Genomic DNA, 15,485 nt, shown 5'->3' on the forward strand with positions numbered 1-15,485 from the left:
AGTAACAATATCAATTACCTTAAATATCTTCTCGAAACATATCGCATTCAGTAAAGTACCTCTTGTGAAAATAGCCTAGTTTATCCCAAGCCAATATCACATTGCTCAGCATAATAATGATGAATCGTATAACCAAGCTAATTGATGAACAGAACACAGAGGGAGGCGATAGGCTAATATCAGTTTAGCATCGATAACACTCTTTACTGAGTGGTACTCTCACCGTATTTAACCAACACGTGCCAGAGTAACTTTAAGTCTTGTCGTTTTTTAGAATGTGCTCCCCGCTCACTCCAAGAAGCAGGTTGTTTTTGTAATTGGTATGCCGCACGGCCAATAATTTCTGCATTGATCAACTCATTTTCAGCAATACTTTGTGCCAAAATAGGCATGGCAGCACCACGAAAATCATCCGGTACTTGCGCCACATTAATTTGACGCCCTTTATGCCAATGCAATTCAATTTCGTATTCGTTACACAAGGCGATTAATGAATCCCCTATGGCGCTCCCCATAAATGACGGATCCGCGACTAATATGGCGACATCTTCCTCCAGCATCACATCACCGTGAATTTGGGCTTCAATATAATGATCTAAATTAGCGCTTGGCATAGCGTCAAAGCGGCGGCTGATATCATCGGTTAAATGCTGACTAAAATGTTCAATTAGCTTACTCGGTTTAAGCCCTGGAATGCCCAACGCATATTGACGCTCAAAACTTTCACTTAATAATGCCGCTATAATCGCATCAAAACACTTTATGGTGCCCTTTTCTTTGGGCAATCGATAAGAGTCCAGGTAACTAAAGGTACATCGCGACAATATTTGAGGATGGGTGACAAAATAACAACTGCCAAAGCGAGGCGCTGGGCCTAGCGGACATAAACCAAAATCTAACGCACCATATTTAGGCCGATGCTTAATACCAGAATAAGTGTGACCAAATAATTGGTTTTCCCAATGGTCGCGAGACCCGCCTAATTCTGGCGATAAGTGCCCATTAGAAACATGAGTTTCAAACTGACTTTTATACACACCATCACGCAATAACCCATCAACAACGGTGAGGCCGCGGTTATCAATTTGATCGGGATGAAAATGCAAAGCGACTCGACTATGTTGCGCTAGCTCACGCATAGCGAGTTGGAGTGATAAGGTTGAAATATTAGACATTAACAACACATTCTTGATCACGGCATGAGCATGATCTCGCAGCTCATACGCCATTTTCTCTATGTGTGTTTGTGCCGTTAATTTCATCAGTAAGAGACTCCTAAGTTAAGTAACCTCAGCTCGGGATAATAAACGGTTATCAAACAACCCTTCCCCTGCTAACTGCGTTGTATTGACTTGCAATTGAGTCGCTGTTGAAGCGTCAATCCTCTTTATTAGCAAAACACATGGCAAATTAGCGATAAATTAGCTGAAATGTTCTGATTTTAGCTTACTTACCCCATATATTAACCCGAGATCAGCTTAGTAAAACCCTGCTAAGTCGCTGAATATTGCATTAGAAAACAGCTTATCGTTTTATTGTATGTAATAAGTCGACGTTTAGCACTGTTGCAAGTCTTAAGATTAACACGATTTCATTCAACCGCTGTATTTGGGATAATAACCTCTGTATTTGAACGATTAAATCGCCCATTATTGATTGCAACCCAAGAGGATACATCATCGCCCACTAAGGGATTTGATAGCACTTATAGCGGTTTTCAGGTAAGCTTCACGGCCGCCGTTACTGGCTACCTTTTATTCAAAGCAACAATGCGTTGCCCAAAGAGATTTTTCTATGAGTTTTTCCTCACTTGGTCTGAATGCTGCTATTTTAAAAGCGGTTGAAAAACAAGGTTACGACACCCCCACTCCAATTCAAGCACAAGCAATTCCAGCCGTTTTAGCGGGCCAAGATGTAATGGCAGCGGCACAAACTGGGACAGGAAAAACAGCTGGTTTTACCCTGCCAATTTTAGAATTGTTGTCTAAAGGTGAACGCGCGCAACGTGGTCAAGTCCGTGCGCTCGTGTTAACACCAACACGTGAACTTGCAGCACAAGTACAAGAAAGCGTCGCCACTTATGGCGTCAACTTACCGTTAAAATCAGCCGTGGTATTTGGTGGTGTGTCTATCGTGCCACAATTAGCTGCGCTCAGAAATGGGGTCGACATTTTAGTCGCCACCCCTGGCCGTTTACTCGACTTATGCCAGCAAAAAGCCCTTAGCTTCAGCAAATTAGAAATTCTCGTGTTAGATGAAGCAGACCGCATGCTAGACATGGGCTTTATTCGTGACATTAAAAAAGTATTATCGATGTTACCTGCTAAGCGTCAAAACCTGATGTTTTCAGCGACTTTTTCGAATGAAATTCGTGAACTGGCTAAAGGTTTGGTTAACAATCCGGTAGAAATTTCAGTAACGCCTCGCAACGCTACCGCCGCCTCGGTGACACAATGTGTGTACCCATTGGATAAAACACGAAAATCAATGGCACTAATCGAACTGATTAAAACCAATGATTGGAAGCAAGTATTGGTCTTTTCGCGCACCAAACATGGCGCCAACCGTTTGGCCAAGAGTTTAGATGCCGCCCACATTAAAGCTGCAGCGATTCATGGTAATAAAAGCCAAACCGCACGCACAAAGGCTTTGGCTGATTTTAAAGCTGGCGCAGTACAAGTGATGGTCGCAACCGACATTGCCGCTCGCGGTATCGACATAGATCAACTGCCATGTGTTGTGAACTTTGACTTGCCCAATGTACCTGAAGATTATGTACATCGTATTGGCCGTACAGGCCGAGCAGGTTCAACAGGTCAAGCGGTATCATTAGTTGGCTTAGAAGAAGTTAAATTACTGCATGATATTGAGCGCTTAACTAACCGCGTCATTGAGCGTAAGCAGCTTGATGGTTTTGAAGCACCGTTCACAATTCCTGAACCTAACCTCAAATCAAGTGGCAGCTCAAAAAGCACTCAAGCGAGAAAGCCAAACCCGAACCGCAGTAAACATGCTCAGCAACATGCTAATGATGGTGCTCAAGGTGATAAGCCAGCGCGTAAGTTTGACTCACGCCAGCAATCACGTGGCCACGACAATAACGCTAACCCTGCTGATCCTAAGGCAGAAGCTAGAGCCAATGGTAATAAACCACCACAACGTTCACGTCCACCACGTCGAAGTGGTACGGCACCAGTAACATCGACAAGCAGTAATCCTTATGCCAATGCTAAAGTAAAAAGCTAACTAGCTCACTAGCTCACTAGCGATAAAGCATAAAAAAAACCGGTGAACATTGTTCACCGGTTTTTTATTATTCAGGCATCATCAATCGGCTATAAATTGACCGATAACACATTAATTGGTCACATAAACCAAGCGCGGTAATTACGGCCTTTTAACTTACCTTTACTGATGATATTCATCGCTTGTTTAGACACATTGCTTTTTACTGCAACGTAAGCGCGAAAATCAGTCACTTTGATTTTACCAATATCGTTAAAATCTAAACCATTGCCACCCGTTAATGCCCCAACAATATCACCTGGACGGATTTTTTGCTTTTTACCCCCCTCAATCTGAATGGTGATCATCGCAGCCGCTAATGGCTGCTTGTTGAGTACGCTCATTGCGGGTAAAGGCTCACTGACTACGTCTTTATTCATGGCTTCTTCTATCATCGCCATTTTGTAACCGTCTTCTTCACCAAACAAAGTATATGCGGCCCCTGAACTGCCAGCTCGGCCAGTACGGCCTATACGGTGAATATGCACTTCAGTATCGTAAGCAATATGATAATTAAATACTGCGTCTAACTCATCAATATCCAATCCACGCGCCGCAACGTCGGTGGCCACTAAAATACGCGCACTACGGTTAGCAAACTGCAATAACATTTGATCGCGATCGCGCTGCTCTAAATCGCCATGTAATGCTAATACACTAAAGCCAAATTCATGTAATGAGTCAGCTACTTGTTGGGTTTCACGCTTGGTATTACAAAACACTACTGCGCTTTCTGGCTGCTTATCTAATAACAATAAACGCAATGCTTCAAGACGGCCCTGGTTATCTTCGATACGATAAAAATGTTGATCGATAGTTAGGTTATCGTGCTTAGCTTCCACTTTAACCATTACCGGTTTATACAGAATTTGATCGGCAATCGCTTGGATCTGATCAGGGAACGTGGCGCTAAACAGTAACGTTTGACGCTCACGAGGTGCGGCAGCAATGATTTGGTCAATGTGCTGTTGGAAGCCCATTTCTAACATGCGATCTGCTTCATCTAAAATAAGCATGTTCATGTTACTTAAATCTAAACGGTTGCGATCTAAATGATCAACAATACGACCCGGTGTACCGACAATAATATGCGCACCGTGCTCTAATGAACCAACTTGCGGTCCCATAGGTACGCCGCCACAAAGTGTTAATACTTTAACGTTATGAATACCACGGGCCAAGGTACGAATGTCTTTCGCCACTTGGTCAGCTAATTCGCGCGTTGGACATAACACCATAGTTTGAATGCGAAAACGTTTTACATCCAGCTTATTGAGTAGCCCTAAACCAAAGGCTGCGGTTTTACCAGAACCTGTCATCGCTTGGCCAATGACATCTTCACCAGCCAAAATAGGCGGTAAGCTTTCGGCTTGGATCTGAGTCATCGATTCAAAACCCATAGTTTGGAGGTTTTCAAGCAATTCAGGTTTTAATTTAAGTGATGCAAAAGCCGTGTTAACGACTTGTTCTGTAGACTGACTCAAGGCAAATATCCTCTGATATCGAAAGGTAAAAAGCAGGCAAAAGCTGCAAAAAAATATACCAATACCATTACATAAATGAGCCAATAACGCGCAAAACTATCATTAAACAGCAGAACAAAATTAGCATATACAATGATGTTATATGAAAAATGCTTACCGCTATTTACGAACGATTTATCTTGCCAGAAGGAACAGATAATAAATAAGATTGGTGTTAGCAAAGGTGTTAAAACAAACCTAAGCCAGATATCAGCTATTGTAGCAATTTTATTGCCCGTTCGCTGACAAATATTTACCGATAACTCAGCTTATATTGAGCGCAATCCTAGAAAATTTGCTCAAAACGACCTTGCTGATAATCGTGTACTGCTTGCTCTATCTCAGCTTGACTATTCATCACAAACGGCCCCATATGAACAATCTCTTCATTAATAGGTTTTCCCGCAAGCAACAATAATCCTGCACCTGTCGATTTAGTTTGAAAATGACTGACGTCATGTGGATCTAATACCAACAACTGCCCTGATCTAGCCGTTTCTCGCAGACCTTGTGCATCAACATAGTTAAGTTCACCTTGATACACATAAGCACACACCGTTTGGTATTCTGCAAGATTAAGTGTGCCATGGCCATACTCAGCTAAGGTTAAATCGGCAATAGCACCATGACCGGCTAAACCTTGAATACTTGAGCTAATCTCATGAGGGTCATGATTAAAGCCCCAGCTTCCCGCCAAGGCAACAAGATTTGCGCCGTGTTCGTTATCTATACACGGATTAGCCTGCTTGCTGGTATCTTGATAAATAGGTGGACGCATTTTATGTTTTGCTGGCATATTGAGCCAAATTTGAAACCCATGCAGCCCTTCTTTAGTATCTGCTAATGGCATTTCAGAATGCACCACACCACTGCCAGTACTCATCCACTGCACGTCACCGGCACGTATATGCTTAACATTGCCCATTTGATCGCGATGCTCAAAGCCACCTGTACGGATATAGGTAAAAGTTTCTATGCCGCGATGAGGATGAGGCGGAAAACCACCAATAAAATATTGCTCGTTATCAGACTTTATTTCATCCATCATTAAATAGGGGTCAAAACGAAGCTTATCGAAATCGGCAATACGATTGATGTTAACACCATCACCGTCCATTGCAGGCAGTGCACTGTAGCGATTCAATACTTTCATCATAAACCCCATTTATTTAACCTCAACTCAAGATAATAAACGGTTATCAACCAGCTATTTTCTCGTTCACTGCATTTTACTGACTCGCAGTAGCACGCTATTGACGCGTTATTAACGTGTCATTGCACCTCGTTAACAGAACAAATTATGAGCTTGATATGACAGATAAATAGATAATTTATTTTATCTCTATAACCCGAGCAGAGGTTATTTATATCAATATCACTTGAGCATAGCAGGCAATATAGTTAATGAATATTGTATGATAGTGTGATTTTTATACGATGAAATCGACTGCAAAAGCATGTTCACGCGCTTACGGTGTCGCGATAAAGCGAGTTAATCCCAATGAGATTTACGGCTCAAAAAACGAGCAAAGCAACAACAAAGATACAATAAAAACAAACGGCGATAGCTTGAAAAAGATGTATGCCAAGTAGGTCGACATTCCCCAAGTCATTGCAAATCGCTCAACCTAGGTGGCTAATTGTAATGCCACACGGCGGTATGCAACGACATAAGGAATATTGCAGAGCCAACGGCGTTGGCCATGTATAAGGTAGGATTATTATGCTCAATCTATATCGAATTAATATTGACGCTCAAAACGTCTAATTAAACTGTGACACCAACTCTGTTTGGCGAACACCTTGACCACTAATTTCTTGGCTATGTATTGCAGCATTATGGCAATTTTGTTCGAATTGATTGATACCAGCTTGTAATGCCATCGCATTATTATAAATTTGATTAACGACAGTGGCTTGTTCTTCAGCAGCAACTGAAATTTGCTCTCCATTACCCTCGATAATGTTCATCACTTCACTGACAGAAATCAGGCTTTGCTCAAGCATGTTACTGGAGTCAATGCTCTTGTCTATTAACAAATGACTTTGATCCATTTGCGCTACAGCCTCTGCAGTCGTGTGACTGAGTGTATTGATAATAGCGTGTATTTCAAGAGCAGACGTTGCTGAGCGGCTTGCCAAGTTACGCACTTCATCGGCGACCACTGCAAATCCTCTGCCCGTCTCTCCAGCGCGCGCGGCTTCAATGGCCGCATTAAGCGCCAGTAAGTTTGTTTGCTGCGCAATACTTTCTATCACATCGACGGCTTGATTCACGCTTTGGCATTGTTGATTCAGGGTAGAAATAGCAACACGCGACTCTTCGAGTAAGCTATTAATTTCAGTTGTGGCGGTTTTACTGTTAACTAATGCCACCTTAGTTGCCTGTATTTGTTCCACTAATTGATGGATTTCTGCCGTTGAGTTACTGGTGTTTTGGGCAATGTCAGTAACAGAAGCGTTCATTTGCCCAATGGCTGTAACGACTTGTTCTAAATTTTGTGATTGCTCAACCAACTGGCTCTGATTGGCTTGATTTTGTTGTTGATGCTCTTCTAAACCTTGCTGGAGTTCTTCACCACTGTCTTTGATACGTCCGACCACGGCAAGTATTTCTGCTTTTTGCATCCGTAGGCTTAATTCTATGTGAGAAAGCTCATCGGTATAACCCGTGTAAACAAATTGATTGAGTGGATTATCATGTATTTTTTTACTCAAAATAAGTATGTTATCAAAACGCTGTTTAAGAACATAAAGCGGTCGACAAAAACATATAATGGCGATAATAAAGGTTAACATAGTGAAGAAAGCACTGGCGTAAGGTAAGGACATGAATAACCCTACTGAAAACAACCAGCCCAATAGCAGTTTAGTGATAATACTGGCGCCAAACTTTGGCTTGGCTGCTTTGCCAGCATTGACCGCATCATAACAGGCTTGAGCACGTTCAGTGAGCTCAACTTCAGGTTGAGTTCTAACCGACTGGTATTCACAAATAGTACCGTTGCGTTTAATGGGGGTGACATAGGCGTTAACCCAATAGTATTTGCCATTTTTGCAACGGTTCTTCACTAGCCCCATCCAGCTTTGTCCTTGCTTAATAGTATCCCAGAGGTCAGCAAATGCGGCTTTAGGCATATCAGGATGGCGGACAATATTATGTGGCTTGTTGATTAATTCTTCTTTTTGGTAGCCACAAACAGTAACAAAGTCATCATTAACATGGGTAATGATACTGTCTAGATCTGTTGTTGAAAGAATTTTATAATCTGACGGATACGTGATTTCTTCATCAATAATTTCTTTTACAGTCATGGTGATACATTAAACGCAGTCAATTAAATAAGTGAGGCGATTATTAATCAGTCAGCACGACATTGATGTGATGATTAGCTAATTTAATCGCCAAATATTTAACATTTGTAAAATACACGAGTTAAGTCACATTGATGGTTTTTAAGATCGAGGTGATGTCTCAAGCATTAGCCGCTCATTTGGATGGCATCGGTAAATAATGTTAATATTTGTTCACCTTGTTAGTGACTTTTTTCTTCAGACGATAGCAGCGGATAAGGTCATTAAGCGTCAGCTATAAGGCCGATCATCTATTTAACCAATAACATAGCGAAAAATATCTTGGTAGACAGACTTTGATTTGTTGCCCATCAGCAAACGACCATTTGAAAAACATATTTATGGCGCTATTTTAGATCGACTATTTTAATCTAGCTGACTCTATCTCAACGGTGTTTTAATATAAAAATGAAAAGTCATATTCATTCAAAGAGGTTAATTCCAGGTATGGATCGCTTGCTCTTTTGTGGTTGCCTTTTACATAATAGTCGCTTAATACCCACCATTTTTCTCATCGCCAACAGCGAGAAAGGAACGGGAGTTGAAGCAAAAATAAGCGTTTATACTGTGACGATTCTCTAGCAATTAGTTATCGCACCATGATCACTCTTGATGTGTGCTGGATAACGTTAAAATAATCAAAACACAGTATAATCATGGTTAATTAATGATTGGTGGGAAACGAAGTGCTGACACAAATTCTAGTCACGATATTAGTAATCGTTGGCGCTATTGTATATTTACGCAGTGGCCGGGGCAGTAAAGCGAGTCGCAGTGCTGCAATAGCAGAGGAACAAAGCTCGCCATTTTTTAGTCGGGTGATTATTTACGCTATGATTGCAGTGTCGATGTTAGCCTCAACTGGCTATTGGGGTTGGAGTCTGTATGACGAAAACACCGTGGTTGAAGTGACGATTACATCACCCATTGAAGCGATGACCACAAGCTACAAAGTACGTAAAAAAGATATTGAAGCCAAGCGGATTACCACCGTTGATGGGATTCAAATCCGTTTATCTAATCAAGAGCGATTAACGATTAAAGCGGCAGAGGCACAGTAATTATTTGTACCTAATCAGAGTCACCCTGCCGCCCACTCATCTGGCGCTATTTTACTGCCACTATGCCTGATCGCAAAGCGCCTGCCATTGGGCGCTAGCAACAGGGTCGCCATTTTTAAAACCAATATAGCTATTCAGTTTACGGCTGATATCACTCTGGCATTGAGTTTCTACAGATGTGGGGATTTCGATCAAATGCAGCCCGCCTGTGGCTGTTTGTTGTAGGGTCTGTATCAGCTGTGCCTGAGTCTGACAATAATGGCCCTGCCCGCCGTAAGCTTGGATCAACAACTTAGGATCAAAACCTTCTGCATTGCAGTGATATATGGGCGCATTGCCTGCTTTGCCTAAATGAAACACATTGTTTCGCATGTAAAGTATCGTGACATTGGCATGCTGTTTCTGCAAATTAATCAACTCATTAGCCTGAAAATTAAACCCGCCATCACCTGTGATAACCAAAATAGGCACTTGACTGCCAATGTAAGCGAGTTCATCGGCTACCGCTCTGGCATAGGGAAGGCTTGTGCCCATGGCGGCATACCAAGGATTGGCCAAAAAACTGCGTCCAAGTTCAGTGCTTAAGGTATTAAGCTCGAAGCTGGCGAAGAAGGCATTGCCTATTTCAGGAATAAATACATAGGGCTGAGGCAAAGTGGCTTGAGCTACATTGATCACCTTTGCCAAATTGGCATAGCTTAGGCTCTGCTGGGCTTCAATGTTTTCTCCCATAACGGCAACAGCATCTTGCGGCGCAGCCTGCGGTGATAGTTGAGGTTGTTTTGTTGTGGCTTCTAGCCTGTGCTGCAGCCCCAACTCTAGCAGGGTGACGACGGCGATGATGTCTTGCTCCCGGTGAGCAGTGCCCTTTAACATCGTCTTATTCTGGTGCTTGTCTATGGCATGAGTCTGGCTGCCAAAGGCATTGTTGGTGTCGGATGGAAAAATAGCTGTGCCTATTTCCAACACATAATCGGCGATGGTTTCAATGTAGATTTTACCTGGGGTGTGGCTGAATACGCCGTTATAGCAGCCAAGACAGAGAGGATCACTTTCATCGACCATACCCTTGGCAAACCAAGTGACGGCATAGGGTAGTTGCAACTGATGACATAGCTTGACCAATCTTGCCAATAGATCGGGATTAAGGCGCAACTTTTCCCCAAGAAACAGTAAGGGAGCCTTAGATTTGCTCAGCTTATCGAGTATGTTCGCGGCGATAAGTTCAGCGCCGCTCAAATTAAGGTGTTGTCCTTGGAGAGAATCCAGACTTGGGGGTAAAGACAAGGCTTGGGTCGGTTGCTGCACCAGATCCCTGGGGATCTCGATATACACAGGTTGGCGATGTAAATAAGCATGAGTCATTAATGCTAAGCATTGCTCAGCGGCAATATTAGGCTGACCAGTATGACGCTGTCCTTGCAGTCGCTCTGCGCGAATACCTAGGGCTTTAAACGCATTGAGGGCAGCATTGAGATCCGTATTCCACGCGGTATGAGGATGCACAGTATGGTGCAAGGAATGCTGGGCGATTTCATTCTCCCCAGGAGCACCGGATATAAAAATAACAGGTAAGCCTTCGGTGCGGGCTAGGGCCGCGGCAGAAATACAGGGTAAGCTGCCGACTGTGTATGTTGTAAGGCAGACACCAAGGCCTGCTACCTCGGCTTGAGCACATGCGCTAAAGCCTGCGTGCATCTCATTACTTGAGGGCAGCACAGTAAGGCTCGGCTCAAGTGCATTAATAAGGTTGGCGACAAAATCGCCACCCACACCATAGAGCCGCTTCGCCCCAAAAAATTGCAATAACTGGGCAAGGCTATGTCCTAGTTGTGGCAAGCTGTCATGGTACTGCTTGCCAAAATTGTGTTGAATCGATGAGGTCACATTACGCTCCTATAGTCGTTAATGGCCTTAGACTAAGCGCAAGTGCTAGATCATGTATTGATCGAGATCAGCTTTATAAAATTGCCCTGCAGATGCGGTTGTCACAACGCCCTCCCCATAACCAAGCAACCCATTTTGCTAATCCTCTCCCAATGGCCAATCGGCCACACCACTAGAACAACTCATTTCACCGCAGCTCAAACCAAGTGACCCATTGAAAATTTAAGCGAGGTTTAAGTTTGGGTTAAGTAACCTACTCCTAAACCACAATTAGGCGCGTCACATCATGCCATTAAATAACTTGCACACCATTAACGTCTGGGATGTGTTGATCCGCATATTCCATTGGTCACACGTTGGTTTTTTTACTCTAGCCTATTTAACCGAGGGCGAAGATGAGTGGATGACCATTCACAGCTACGCGGGTTACAGCATCTTAATCTTATTAGTTTTTCGCCTGTTATGGGGATGCATCAAAAGACCCGCAAAGCAATCGACCCCATGGCACAGTCCATTACCATCGATCGCTTAACCGACAGTGCCAAAATAGAAAAATGGTTCACTCGTAACTTTAGTCGCTACGCCACAGCTAATATAAGATGCAAACTTCGGCATTCCCTTTATATAATTACTTTCAAACCAATCGATAGTGAACCCGCTGCTTTGTATATTTTCAATCATAGGCCTATTTAAATTACAGCCACCAAAGGCGTTACCCCATAAACGATTTAAACGATTTTGCCATTTTTTAATTGAGTCATCAGGAGCTTGACCATGCTCACAGAAAAGAATTTTACCATCGGGCTTTAATACTCTGTGTATTTGCTTCATTGCGGCACGCCAATCAGCAATAGTGCAAAGCGTGTACGTTAACACGACTGAGTCAACACAATGATCATCAAGCGGAATTTGTTCACCGGGGAGACTTAGCCACTCAACCTGAATAGGGGATTTAGCTAGATTTTTTAGCGCTTTTTTACGCATTCCAAGAGAAGGTTCAAGCCCCCATATCATGTTTACTTTCATAGGATTATATAAAGTCATGTTAACAGCAGACCCCATACCAACCTCTAACACATTGCCATAAGCTAAAGGAACGACTTTTTGCCTAAGTTCCATTATGACACTTGAAGAACAAGCGCAATTGATAATGTGTGGAAGAATATTGTTTTCATAAAAACTCAAAGGTAAAACCTCTCTATAATTTGAGATTTACATGTCGAACGTTCAATATAAACCGCGCGAGCTTCAGCGGCTATAGGGCGCGAATGTATATTATGGTTAGCGCGCAATGTAAACCTCATCGGCTATTTCCCCTCGGCTCAATATGTATCTATATGCCTATATTGCCCTTATTTCTTGAATCCAGCCTTAACCGTAACCAGTGTAGTGGCCTTCTGGTTCGGAATTATAACTCCCGCGCACTTTATTAACTGAGGGGATTGGTACCGTTTATTTAACACCGAGATCCGATCCAGTCGATCACAGTTCAAACCAATAGCAGATCTTGTCATTAAAAAATGATAGCTAACTTTAGCCTAATCCCGCTGTTTTTATTACGATGGGCATAAGAACTTACACAGCTTAAAGTAAACTACAATATGGCAAAACCGAATAAGAAAGGACCTTCCCGAACCGTCGACATCTTCTGCGCTAAGTGTAAAACCCAGCTGTTTAAGTATCGCAAGGGAGGTAAAGGCGCCTTAATCAAATGCTTCAAGGAGCGTATTGTCGAAAACAACACCAAAGTCCCCTGCACTTGCCCTGAATGCGGCCAGGTATTTGCCCGAGAGACTTTAGTCCGCGGCGCGCCAGCCTTTAAAATGGTGGGTGGAAAAGTCACGTTTAAATAATTCCTAGCATCATCAGTAACAATGACACTACTGCGGATCTATCCATGGCGAGTGTGGGTCTCAATGTGAATATGAGTAAAAACGGCCACCTTGTTGCAAAAGGCTCATCATCCCCGCGCCAGTGAGTATACTAACCCCCGATAATGGCAAACACTGCTTTATGCCACCACAATCAAGCAAATAATCACCATCAGCCATTTTTTAGGGGGACATGAGTCGCATCAAAAGCAATGATAAAAGTGAAGCAATTGAATAGAAAACTAAGGCCAACAGCCTTCGAGGAGTAGACGATTGCCCTGACTCATCGACAGCGTCCATATATGACATGTTTATTACGGCTATTTTATTTATGGAGTGATTAATCAGTGATTAATTGACCGAGTAATAGAACGCGGAAAAGCCAAATGCTAACTCAATCAATAAATGAAACGTTAACGCAGGCCATAAACTGCGAGTCTTAATGGTTAAATAGGATAATAAAGGCGAGGCGATGATCATGCCGATGGCTTCGTAGATAGGTTTTTTTATGTGGAATAATACTTCGAAGATGCACACGATAATGGTCATTATAATCGCTGCCGCCATTGGATTAAGTTTGTAATGCTTGGTTAAACAATATTGGCCACCGCCCAATAAAAATCCTCGGTGGAGGACTTCCCAGCCTATGATGGTCGATGCGGTAAAAATGAGAAAACGCTGAAACTTACCCGCTTCTCTGAGATCCTCTAAAGAACGTCCATGGCGATAGTGAGAGAAATAATCTGCGGCAAAAAATTGTAGATAAATAAATAAACAAAGCAGAAGACCAAAAAAGACAGCCATAAGCAGCAGGTTTTCACGATTAATTGTAGGTTTAGAGAAATACAGTTGTTTTAACGGTATCGCCAGCAAAAAAACCAGAACAAAAGGAAAGACTAATCGGCTTAAAACCCAATAACCTTTAAAGCCTCCCGACGCTAAAAAATTATTGCTGACATACACACCAACCACCTGTAACAGTAATATTACTATTAATAATATGCAGAACGGAGCCGCCATTTTGGCGCTAAGGATCTGGTCTTGGTGTGACATGTTTGTTATTTCCTTTTATGCTTTTTTAGAGCATTTTTTAGGGCTGCTTTAGCAATTGACGCCACAATATCTTATGTGGGCTCCCTTGAATGCCACCCATTCATCTAACGAATGGACGCCTAAGAATGCCACGACTTCTTAAAAATGCCACCCATTCTTCTGACGATATTCGTCTAACGAATGGACGCCTAAGAATGCCACGACTTCTTAAAAATGCCACCCATTCTTCTGACGATAACGTTTTAAGTTGACGAAAGTGACTATTGCGACGTGTTAATAGTGGCTGTCTACATTATTTGTCTCTAGATGATGCTCTAATTATGTGTGGGATAGCCGATAAATGTCTCAAATTTGGCCTTCTGGGTCGCTCCATATCCTAAATCCATTGAGTCGAGGTGCCACTGATATTCGAAAGGATTAGAAAGCGTCAGGCAACATTATTTATTTTAAAAGAATTCGCAACAAGAGTGCCTCTATATGTGTTGGCATCCTTTTACTTGCAAGCGCACGACGATTTAACCGCTAACCGACATACGAAGTAGATGAATCAATAGCCAAATAAGCCACTCACTTATCGAGTTCCATAACGTTTGGTTTCATTAGCAGTTGCGATTATTTGCGAACTTGATCGCGTTTTACAAGGCTACACTGCATAATTTTCGTTTATTGTGCTAAATTTAGAACTCACAGTTCTAAATTTATATATTGAGAAGCAACAATGGCGCATCGTTGGCAAATTGCAATTTCTGCGGGTTTATTAGCGGCTATTTGGGCTGGTCTTGCTGATGTGTTTCATCTAGTGACATGGGTTGGCTTTCTCGGTTGCAGTACTTTTTTTGCTCAAACTGAATCTGGCGCTAAAGGGATGATGATGGCGATGATGACCAATCTTTCAGGTGTATTCTGGGGATGGTTAATTATTGCGGGGAGTGGTGTACTGGGTTCGCCAATAATAAGCTATGCATTAACGGGTATTGTCACTGCAATGATGTGCTTACAAGCCAGTAATAAAAACTTCGCTTTTATTCCCGGCACGTTTATTGGTTGTTGTATTACATTCGCGTTAAATGCTGATATCGCAGCAATTATTCCACCTCTAGTTATAGGCGCAGCGCTAGGCTATAGCATGAGCCTACTAACCGGCTTATTGATAACGTTAACGGCTAAAACAGCTGAATCGTTGAAAGATGAAACCGTAAAAGAAATCTAAGCACAGATTCGATGCCTCAATCGAGTCTGACACAAACGTTGAACGAGGCACTAGAGACTTAGAACAAAACATGCCGCCCATTTTATAAAACATCAAAACATAGCAACATCAAAACATATCAAAACATAGCCACCCATTTTATTATGAATTAACATAACTGCTTTCAAAACATAGCCACCCATTTTATTATGAATTAACATAACTGCTTTTAGCTTTGATTGCGATAGCCTTCAGCACTATT

At 42.4% G+C, this 15,485-nt stretch carries 11 protein-coding genes and 2 pseudogenes; 6 read left to right on the forward strand and 7 right to left on the reverse strand.

The window, feature by feature from the left end; translation table 11 throughout:
- Positions 1-203: 203 nt before the first annotated feature.
- Entirely contained in the window at positions 204-1,262 is a 1,059-nt protein-coding gene (locus tag AAEZ00_RS03200; protein ID WP_101032819.1) for a DUF3626 domain-containing protein, read from the reverse strand.
- Positions 1,263-1,794: 532 nt separating this feature from the next.
- On the opposite strand from AAEZ00_RS03200, the gene AAEZ00_RS03205 reads away from it, so the two are divergent.
- Positions 1,795-3,246, forward strand: a complete 1,452-nt coding sequence (locus AAEZ00_RS03205) for a DEAD/DEAH box helicase (RefSeq protein ID WP_335688353.1) — start codon at positions 1,795-1,797, stop codon at positions 3,244-3,246.
- 119 nt (positions 3,247-3,365) lie between these two features.
- On the opposite strand, the gene dbpA is transcribed toward AAEZ00_RS03205, so the two are convergent.
- The 3 genes from dbpA to AAEZ00_RS03220 all read right to left on the reverse strand — a co-directional run bounded on the left by dbpA (position 3,366) and on the right by AAEZ00_RS03220 (position 8,123).
- Entirely contained in the window at positions 3,366-4,769 is a 1,404-nt protein-coding gene (dbpA, locus tag AAEZ00_RS03210) for an ATP-dependent RNA helicase DbpA (RefSeq protein ID WP_351076563.1), read from the reverse strand.
- A gap of 325 nt (positions 4,770-5,094) precedes the next feature.
- Positions 5,095-5,961 carry a pirin family protein gene (locus AAEZ00_RS03215; RefSeq protein WP_351076699.1) on the reverse strand — a complete coding sequence of 289 codons (867 nt, stop codon included), beginning with the start codon at positions 5,959-5,961 and terminating at the stop codon, positions 5,095-5,097.
- A 611-nt stretch (positions 5,962-6,572) separates the two neighbouring features.
- Positions 6,573-8,123, reverse strand: coding sequence for a methyl-accepting chemotaxis protein (locus tag AAEZ00_RS03220; RefSeq protein ID WP_124013494.1), 1,551 nt, complete (start codon positions 8,121-8,123; stop codon positions 6,573-6,575).
- Between the two features lie 725 nt (positions 8,124-8,848).
- On the opposite strand from AAEZ00_RS03220, the gene AAEZ00_RS03225 reads away from it, so the two are divergent.
- Complete coding sequence (locus AAEZ00_RS03225) at positions 8,849-9,223, forward strand: hypothetical protein (RefSeq protein ID WP_101034746.1); 375 nt, start codon at positions 8,849-8,851, stop codon at positions 9,221-9,223.
- A gap of 60 nt (positions 9,224-9,283) precedes the next feature.
- On the opposite strand, the gene AAEZ00_RS03230 is transcribed toward AAEZ00_RS03225, so the two are convergent.
- Entirely contained in the window at positions 9,284-11,110 is a 1,827-nt protein-coding gene (locus tag AAEZ00_RS03230; RefSeq protein WP_124013493.1) for a thiamine pyrophosphate-binding protein, read from the reverse strand.
- Positions 11,111-11,396: 286 nt separating this feature from the next.
- Here AAEZ00_RS03230 and AAEZ00_RS03235 point away from each other — a divergent pair.
- Both AAEZ00_RS03235 and AAEZ00_RS03240 read left to right on the forward strand, forming a co-directional pair.
- Positions 11,397-11,579 (forward strand): annotated as a pseudogene (locus AAEZ00_RS03235) (cytochrome b/b6 domain-containing protein); the annotation flags it as partial.
- Positions 11,573-11,680 (forward strand): annotated as a pseudogene (locus tag AAEZ00_RS03240) (DUF1924 domain-containing protein); the annotation flags it as partial. The pseudogenes AAEZ00_RS03235 and AAEZ00_RS03240, both read left to right, overlap by 7 nt.
- Here the strand turns inward: AAEZ00_RS03240 and AAEZ00_RS03245 are convergent.
- Positions 11,639-12,295, reverse strand: a complete 657-nt coding sequence (locus tag AAEZ00_RS03245) for a class I SAM-dependent methyltransferase (protein WP_164839403.1) — start codon at positions 12,293-12,295, stop codon at positions 11,639-11,641. The pseudogene AAEZ00_RS03240 and the gene AAEZ00_RS03245 sit on opposite strands and share 42 nt — an antisense overlap.
- Before the next feature lie 416 nt (positions 12,296-12,711).
- Here AAEZ00_RS03245 and AAEZ00_RS03250 point away from each other — a divergent pair, with 416 nt between their 5' ends.
- Positions 12,712-12,963, forward strand: coding sequence for a hypothetical protein (locus AAEZ00_RS03250; protein ID WP_124013491.1), 252 nt, complete (start codon positions 12,712-12,714; stop codon positions 12,961-12,963).
- 369 nt (positions 12,964-13,332) lie between these two features.
- Here the strand turns inward: AAEZ00_RS03250 and AAEZ00_RS03255 are convergent, their stop codons facing one another.
- A complete protein-coding gene (locus AAEZ00_RS03255) occupies positions 13,333-14,034 on the reverse strand; it encodes a CPBP family glutamic-type intramembrane protease (RefSeq protein ID WP_124013490.1) in 702 nt (233 codons plus the stop codon).
- Between the two features lie 718 nt (positions 14,035-14,752).
- Between AAEZ00_RS03255 and AAEZ00_RS03260 the strand changes: the two genes are divergently transcribed.
- The gene (locus AAEZ00_RS03260) at positions 14,753-15,244 is read left to right on the forward strand and encodes a DUF1097 domain-containing protein (RefSeq protein WP_124014346.1); all 492 of its coding nucleotides are present in this window, start codon (positions 14,753-14,755) and stop codon (positions 15,242-15,244) included.
- Positions 15,245-15,485 lie beyond the last annotated feature (241 nt).

Origin of the sequence: Shewanella sp. S1-49-MNA-CIBAN-0167, from assembly GCF_040310145.1 — a bacterium.
Classification (GTDB): domain Bacteria; phylum Pseudomonadota; class Gammaproteobacteria; order Enterobacterales; family Shewanellaceae; genus Shewanella; species Shewanella psychromarinicola.

Bases quoted from the DNA above. Each gene is read 5' to 3' on its own strand.
- AAEZ00_RS03220 (WP_124013494.1), bottom strand. From the start codon at position 8,123: ATGACTGTAAAAGAAATTATTGATGAAGAAATCACGTATCCGTCAGAT.
- AAEZ00_RS03260 (WP_124014346.1), top strand. From the start codon at position 14,753: ATGGCGCATCGTTGGCAAATTGCAATTTCTGCGGGTTTATTAGCGGCT.
- AAEZ00_RS03200 (WP_101032819.1), bottom strand. From the start codon at position 1,262: ATGAAATTAACGGCACAAACACACATAGAGAAAATGGCGTATGAGCTG.
- AAEZ00_RS03250 (WP_124013491.1), top strand. From the start codon at position 12,712: ATGGCAAAACCGAATAAGAAAGGACCTTCCCGAACCGTCGACATCTTC.
- AAEZ00_RS03215 (WP_351076699.1), bottom strand. From the start codon at position 5,961: ATGAAAGTATTGAATCGCTACAGTGCACTGCCTGCAATGGACGGTGAT.
- AAEZ00_RS03255 (WP_124013490.1), bottom strand. From the start codon at position 14,034: ATGTCACACCAAGACCAGATCCTTAGCGCCAAAATGGCGGCTCCGTTC.
- AAEZ00_RS03205 (WP_335688353.1), top strand. From the start codon at position 1,795: ATGAGTTTTTCCTCACTTGGTCTGAATGCTGCTATTTTAAAAGCGGTT.